Source organism: Pseudoalteromonas sp. (genome assembly GCF_041613455.1).
In the GTDB taxonomy this organism is placed as follows: Bacteria; Pseudomonadota; Gammaproteobacteria; order Enterobacterales; family Alteromonadaceae; genus Pseudoalteromonas.
The window spans coordinates 1-6,490 of record NZ_JBFJHD010000171.1; the positions used below are offsets into that span (position 1 = coordinate 1).

Consider the following 6,490-nt stretch of genomic DNA (forward strand, 5'->3'; position numbering starts at 1 on the left):
ACCTGGCTTCTGCATTGTTATCTGTGATTTTTTAAAACATTCGCACTACGTGCGCGCGGCAGCAAGCTACTCGCCTACGGGTAATCCAAGTGCCGCGCTTGGCTAATTTCTGCCTAAAACCTGACACCTGAAATCTGACTCCTGTATTTTATCTCTGCCTGAAACCTAAAACCTTGGTTTTACCTACACACTTTACAGGCGGGATCTTTAACCACTTTAAATTGTTGCTGCTGCAACGTTAGTGCATCCACGCTGATAAACGTGCTGCCGCTGACGTGCCCCAATAATAGGTTGAGCGTAAGCTGTGCCTGCATTGAGCCGATAATACCCAGTAGCGGGCTGATCACCCCGGCGTTATTACAATTAACTACCGCTGCGGCGTCGCTGTGCGGGAAGATACAGCCATAGCATGGGCTATTGGCATCTCTAAGGTCCAAACCGATTAGCTGCCCCTGCGTGGTTAATGCTGCACCGGAGATCAGCGGCGTGTGATGCGCTACACAAAAACGATTAACACTGTAGCGAGTAGTAAAGTTATCGCTGCAATCAAGTACAATATCCGCGTTAGTGAGTAGCGCTGCGCTATTTTCTTCGCTCAATTTGTTAGCGTGAGTAACTATGTTAATTTGATTATTTAGGCTTGCCAGTACTTTACCGGCGGCGGCGACCTTTTGTTGCCCTAAATGATTTACTTTATACAACACTTGGCGCTGTAGGTTTGAAAGCTCTACCGCATCGTCATCAATTAAAATAAGCGTTCCCACACCCGCCGCTGCTAAATAGAGCAGCGCGGGACTGCCTAAACCACCTGCGCCCACTACCGCCACGGTAGCCGCTTTTAGTATTAACTGCCCTTCAAGCCCCACCTCTTTGAGTAATAAATGACGACTATAGCGCAGCGTTTCTTTATCGCTCAGCGTATTCATTTGAGTACTAATGGCGGTCATTTTTTCCTAACCGCCGCTTGCAATTCATTGATAGCCTGTACGTAATCATCGGCTTGGGTAATAGCACGAACCACTGCCACACTGCCTACACCGGTGCTTGCTACTGCTGTAGCGCGCGCTAAATCTATACCTCCTATCGCCACGGTAGGGTAATCATCTTGCATTAAGGGAACAAATTTACTGAGCTTTTCTAGCCCTTGTATTTGGCCGCTCATATCTTTCGTGGTAGTCGCATAAATAGCCCCAAACGCCATGTAGCTAGGACGATAATTATGCGCCCTTAGCATTTCATAAAAGCCATGCGTGGAAAGCCCAAGTCTTAAACCGGCCTGTTTAATGGCGGCTAAGTTTGCATGGGTTAAGTCTTCTTGCCCTAAATGCACACCATAAGCACCGTGCTTAATTGCTAACTGCCAGTGATCATTAATAAACAGCTGCGCCTGATAGTGCTTGCCCAATTCTACCGCTTGGGCAATTAAGGTATCCAACTCTGTCTCTGTTTTATCTTTCACTCGTAACTGTGCTGTTTGAATGCCTTGTTGAAAGCACCTTTCTAGCCAGTCAATACTATCAACCACCGCATAGAGCCCCAGTGAGTTCGTTTCGCAGCGGGCAAAATCGGCCGCCATATTAAATTCCAGCGGCACGTCAAAGTCGAGTTCATCCCCTAACCAGCTGCCCGGCTCAATCACTTGTGGGTAATCAGCTAGGTTAATAGGAAACGCTGTTTGCGCTACAGGACCAATGCCTTCACCATAACGTACCGCTGCTTTTAATCCTTGGTTTATATATGCTTTTGCCAAAATAAAGGCATCTTTTAGCGGGTAGTCTTTGGCTAAACACGCGGCTATTACCGAGGCCATACTACATCCTGTACCGTGGTTATGCGGGGTGTGCACTTTTTCATTGCCTAACCAGTATTGTTCGCCATTTTCCGTTAAATGGTTAATACAGTAGTCGATGCAGTAACCACTGGGATAATCCCAATGCCCGCCTTTGATCACCACGGCTTTGGCGCCCCACTGAATTAACTTATTGGCTGCAGCTTGTACTGCACTGGGGCCAATTAAATACACCCCAGTTAATAATTGAGTTTCGTGTGTGTTAGGGGTAATAACATCCACCAGCGGCAATAAGCATTCTTTAATCGCGCTGACGGTATCTTCTTCGGTGAGCGAGTCGCCGCTTGAGGCAATGGCAACAGGGTCGTAAACCACCACAGGGGGCGTAGCCCATTTCGCTTTGTAATGGCGAATATGTTCACTGATCAATTGAATTTGCTGCACATTGGCCAACATGCCAATTTTAATCACCTTGGCTTGCATATCTTTTTCCAGCGCCAATAGCTGCGACTCAATAATATCGGTCGACACCGCATTAATGGCCTCAACTCCTAAGCTATTTTGCGCTGTTAATGCGGTGATAGCAGTGCAACCATGCACGCCAAAACTTTGCATTGCTTTAATATCGGCCTGAATACCTGCACCGCCGCCCGAATCTGAGCCAGCAATTGTCCATACTAGATTGTTCATACGCGTGTTACTCCTGATGCCAAAACGGCATACCCATAGTCGGGGTTGAGGGGGTGGCCACTTCTTTTTCGGGCATGGCTTTAGCTTCATAGGCAAAGCGCCCTGCGGCAACGGCCGCTTTAAACGCACGGCTCATGGTAATTGGGCAACCCGCCCCGGCAATGGCTGAATTTAATAATACTGCATCATACCCTAATTCGAGTGCTTGGCAGGCATGCGATGGTAAACCTAACCCCGCATCAACAATTAACGTCGCATCGGGTAAACGCTGGCGAATCGTTTTTAAATTATAACTATTTAATAAGCCTTTACCGGTGCCAATCGGTGCCCCCCATGGCATTAATACCTCGCAGCCTAAATCATATAACCGTTGGCACAACACTAAATCGTCGGTGCAATAAGGTAATACTTTAAAGCCATCATTAAGCAGTAACTGACTGGCTTGTAGCAAAGCGAATGGATCCGGCTGTAGGTTATAGTCATCGCCAATCAGCTCTAGCTTTATCCAATCGGTGGCAAAAACTTCACGGCACATGTTAGCCAACGTCACCGCTTCTTTCACGCTGTGACACCCTGCGGTGTTGGGCAGTACTTTTAGGCCCGTATTTTTAATCAACTGCCAAAAGTCATCCCCTGCGGCTGCACTTTGCTGACGGCGCAGTGATACTGTTACTATTTCAGCTCCCGATGCCACAATCGACTCGCTCATAATGGTCGGCGATGGGTACAGCGCCGAGCCAATCAATAAACGACTGTGTAGCTGCTCACCATAAATGTTTAAAGGGCGGTTAGTGTTCATCATCTTTAGCCACCTTGAATCGGTGAAAGTAAATCTAGGCTATCGCCTTCGCTTAGCAAGTAGTCGCTATGCATACTTTGCGGTAAAAACTCCCCGTTCACCGCGACGGCAAACGGCGCTGTCGCGCCAAATTCCATTAAGCACTCAATTAGCTTATTACTGTGCATATTAACTAACTGACCATTAATCGTTATTTTCATTTTATCCTCACTCTATTCGCGCCAGCGCCTCAGCCACTAAGCTGGGCGCTAACATATAGCCATGGCGATACAAGCCATTAATGCTAATTACCCGCCCCTGCTGAGTTACTTGCGGACGGTTATCGCTAAACGCCGGGCGTAATCCGCTTTGCATAGTTAATAACCGCGCTTCGGCAAAGCCGCTGTGCACCGTATACGCCGCCGACAACAGCTCTAACGTAGAGCGTACCGTCGCAGCGCCACTGTCTTGTGATTCTATTTCGGTGGCGCCAATCACATAATGGTTATTTGGTTTCGGGGCAATATAAATCGGGTAGCGCGGATGCATTAACCGCACAGGTCTGGTTAAATTTACCTCAGGGGCAAACAGCCGAGCTATTTCGCCCCGTACGCCGCGCAGCGGTTTATCACCTTTTGCGCCCAACCCTCTGCAGTCGATAATGTAATCAAAGGGGCGATTATTAATGGTATTGCCCACTATGGTTACTCGCTGATTAAACACAAACTTTACTTTGCGTTTATTAAGCACTCTAAAACTGGCGTTATAAAAGGCGTGATTATCTATTTGTCCGTCACAAGGTAAAAATAACCCTTGGTTGAAGCGCCCAGCCAGCTCTGGCTCTAATTGGCTGATTTGCTCACCATTTAAATTATCCGCCACATGGTGTTGTAACGGTTTAAGGCGCTGAGCAAAGCTGTGTAAATCGCCTTTATCTTGTTGATGTGCCACCACTAGCGTGCCTTGCTGCTGAAAAAACACTTCGCTGTCTAGCTCGGCTAAAATACTTGGCCAACGCGCAATCGCATCGAGCCCCATTAAAGCTAAGTCTGGCTCACATAAAACCGACTCAGCCAACGGCGCGAGCATCGCCGCCGCCACTTTACCAGCACTGTTCGGCGTATGCTCATCATCCGCTTCAAACACCGTTATATGATGCTGTTTACTTAACGCCAGCGCCGCCAAACGCCCTGCTAAACCAAAGCCCACAATGGCAATGTTGTAAAACATAAAAGTTCCTTTTAGCAGCGAGCTGCCGAGCCACTGGCTACGAGCAATAAAGTGTTAAGATAAACACCTCATTGCACGCAGCTCGAAGCTCGCGGCCCGAAGCTGATTTATAACGCTTTATGATAAATCTCTGATCCTGTTTGCTTAAACTCGGCCGATTTGGCTTGCATCTCTGCTTCTACATCCAGCATTTTTACTGCGATTGCCTCACCTGCGTTATTTGGATCGATACCGCGAGATTCAAGATCTTTCGCATAGTCACGCACTTCTTGAGTTATTTTCATTGAGCAAAATTTAGGGCCACACATAGAACAAAAGTGTGCCACTTTGCCCGACTCTTGCGGCAAGGTTTCGTCGTGGTATTCGCGAGCGCGTTCCGGATCTAAACCAATATTAAATTGATCATGCCATCTAAATTCAAAGCGCGCTTTAGACAGCGCATTATCACGCTGTTGCGCTCCTGGGTGGCCTTTGGCTAAATCGGCAGCATGAGCAGCAATTTTGTAGGTAATGAGCCCTTCTTTTACATCTTCTTTATTTGGTAGTCCTAGGTGCTCTTTAGGGGTGACATAACACAACATAGCACAGCCATACCAAGCTATTTGCGCCGCGCCAATGCCCGAAGTGATATGGTCGTATCCAGGGGCTATATCGGTAGTTAATGGGCCTAAGGTGTAAAATGGCGCTTCGTCACAATGCTTAAGCTGCTCGTCCATATTGGCTTTGATCATATGCATCGGCACATGCCCTGGGCCTTCAATAAATACTTGTACGTCGTGTTGCCAAGCAAGCTTTGTTAACTCGCCTAGCGTGCGTAACTCGCTAAATTGCGCTTCGTCGTTAGCATCGGCAATCGATCCCGGACGCAAACCATCGCCCAACGAAAAACAAATATCGTACTGCTTTAAAATTTCACAAATGTCTTCAAAATGGGTGTATAAAAAGTTTTCTTTATGGTGTGCTAAACACCACTTCGCCATAATAGACCCACCACGCGATACAATGCCGGTAACACGTTTTGCTGTCATCGGTACATAACGCAATAATACGCCAGCATGAATGGTAAAGTAATCAACGCCCTGTTCCGCTTGCTCAATGAGGGTGTCGCGAAAAATTTCCCAGGTTAAGTCTTCAGCCACCCCGTTTACTTTCTCTAGTGCTTGATAAATTGGCACTGTGCCAATCGGTACCGGTGAGTTGCGCACTACCCATTCGCGCGTTTCGTGAATATAACGTCCGGTTGATAAATCCATTACAGTGTCGGCGCCCCAACGGGTTGACCAGACCATTTTTTCAACTTCTTCTTCAATCGATGAACTCACCGAGGAGTTACCTATGTTGGCATTTACTTTCACTAAAAAGTTACGCCCTATAATCATCGGCTCAGTTTCAGGGTGATTAATATTATTTGGTAATACGGCACGGCCACGGGCTATTTCGTCACGCACAAATTCCGGCGTAATAAATTCAGGAATACTAGCCCCAAACGATTCGCCTTTATGTTGCTGCGCTTGTAACTCTGCATGGATTGTTTTGCGCCCCATATTTTCACGTATCGCGACGTACTCCATTTCTGGGGTAATAATGCCTTGGCGAGCATAATGCATTTGCGTCACATTATGACCGGCTTTAGCGCGGCGAATTTTTGGTAGATGCTCAAAGCGAATATGATCTAAGCCATCGTCAGCCATGCGCTGCTGAGTAAAGCGCGACGTTACCGATTCCAGCTCTTCGGTGTCATGACGACTTTCAATCCACTGCTTACGAAACTTAGGTAGTCCTTGGCGTACATCTAATTCAAAATTAGGGTCGGTGTACGGGCCTGAGGTATCGTAAACGCGTAGTGGCTCATTCGCTTCGTACATTGGGTTTTCATCTGTGCCGCCAACAAGTGTGTCGCTCAGCGTTATTTCACGCATCCCTACGCGCACACCGGCTTGTGTGCCTGCAACGTATACTTTGTGTGAATTAGGAAACGGTTGTCCGGTTAAATTATAAATATA

The 6,490-nt window shown here is 47.3% G+C and carries 6 protein-coding genes; all 6 read right to left on the minus strand.

What is annotated here, in order from left to right; translation table 11 throughout:
• Positions 1 to 179 precede the first annotated feature (179 nt).
• Positions 180 to 926 (minus strand): ThiF family adenylyltransferase, encoded by a 747-nt coding sequence (locus tag ABYB02_RS13180; protein ID WP_372762902.1) that lies wholly within the window; start codon positions 924 to 926, stop codon positions 180 to 182.
• Between the two features lie 17 nt (positions 927 to 943).
• On the minus strand, positions 944 to 2,479 hold the full coding sequence (thiE, locus tag ABYB02_RS13185; RefSeq protein WP_372762897.1) for a thiamine phosphate synthase: 1,536 nt from the start codon (positions 2,477 to 2,479) through the stop codon (positions 944 to 946).
• Between the two features lie 7 nt (positions 2,480 to 2,486).
• A complete protein-coding gene (locus ABYB02_RS13190) occupies positions 2,487 to 3,281 on the minus strand; it encodes a thiazole synthase (RefSeq protein ID WP_372762898.1) in 795 nt (264 codons plus the stop codon).
• 2 nt (positions 3,282 to 3,283) lie between these two features.
• Positions 3,284 to 3,478 carry a sulfur carrier protein ThiS gene (gene thiS / locus ABYB02_RS13195; protein ID WP_372762899.1) on the minus strand — a complete coding sequence of 65 codons (195 nt, stop codon included), beginning with the start codon at positions 3,476 to 3,478 and terminating at the stop codon, positions 3,284 to 3,286.
• Between the two features lie 7 nt (positions 3,479 to 3,485).
• Entirely contained in the window at positions 3,486 to 4,487 is a 1,002-nt protein-coding gene (locus ABYB02_RS13200; RefSeq protein ID WP_372762900.1) for an FAD-dependent oxidoreductase, read from the minus strand.
• Between the two features lie 107 nt (positions 4,488 to 4,594).
• Positions 4,595 to 6,490, minus strand: a 1,896-nt coding sequence (gene thiC / locus ABYB02_RS13205) for a phosphomethylpyrimidine synthase ThiC (RefSeq protein ID WP_372762901.1), incomplete at its 5' end; no start/stop codon positions are given.

Excerpts from the sequence above, each read along its gene's own strand:
- ABYB02_RS13180 (WP_372762902.1), bottom strand. The coding sequence starts at position 926 with ATGAATACGCTGAGCGATAAAGAAACGCTGCGCTATAGTCGTCATTTA.
- thiE (WP_372762897.1), bottom strand. The coding sequence starts at position 2,479 with ATGAACAATCTAGTATGGACAATTGCTGGCTCAGATTCGGGCGGCGGT.
- ABYB02_RS13190 (WP_372762898.1), bottom strand. The coding sequence starts at position 3,281 with ATGATGAACACTAACCGCCCTTTAAACATTTATGGTGAGCAGCTACAC.
- thiS (WP_372762899.1), bottom strand. The coding sequence starts at position 3,478 with ATGAAAATAACGATTAATGGTCAGTTAGTTAATATGCACAGTAATAAG.
- ABYB02_RS13200 (WP_372762900.1), bottom strand. The coding sequence starts at position 4,487 with ATGTTTTACAACATTGCCATTGTGGGCTTTGGTTTAGCAGGGCGTTTG.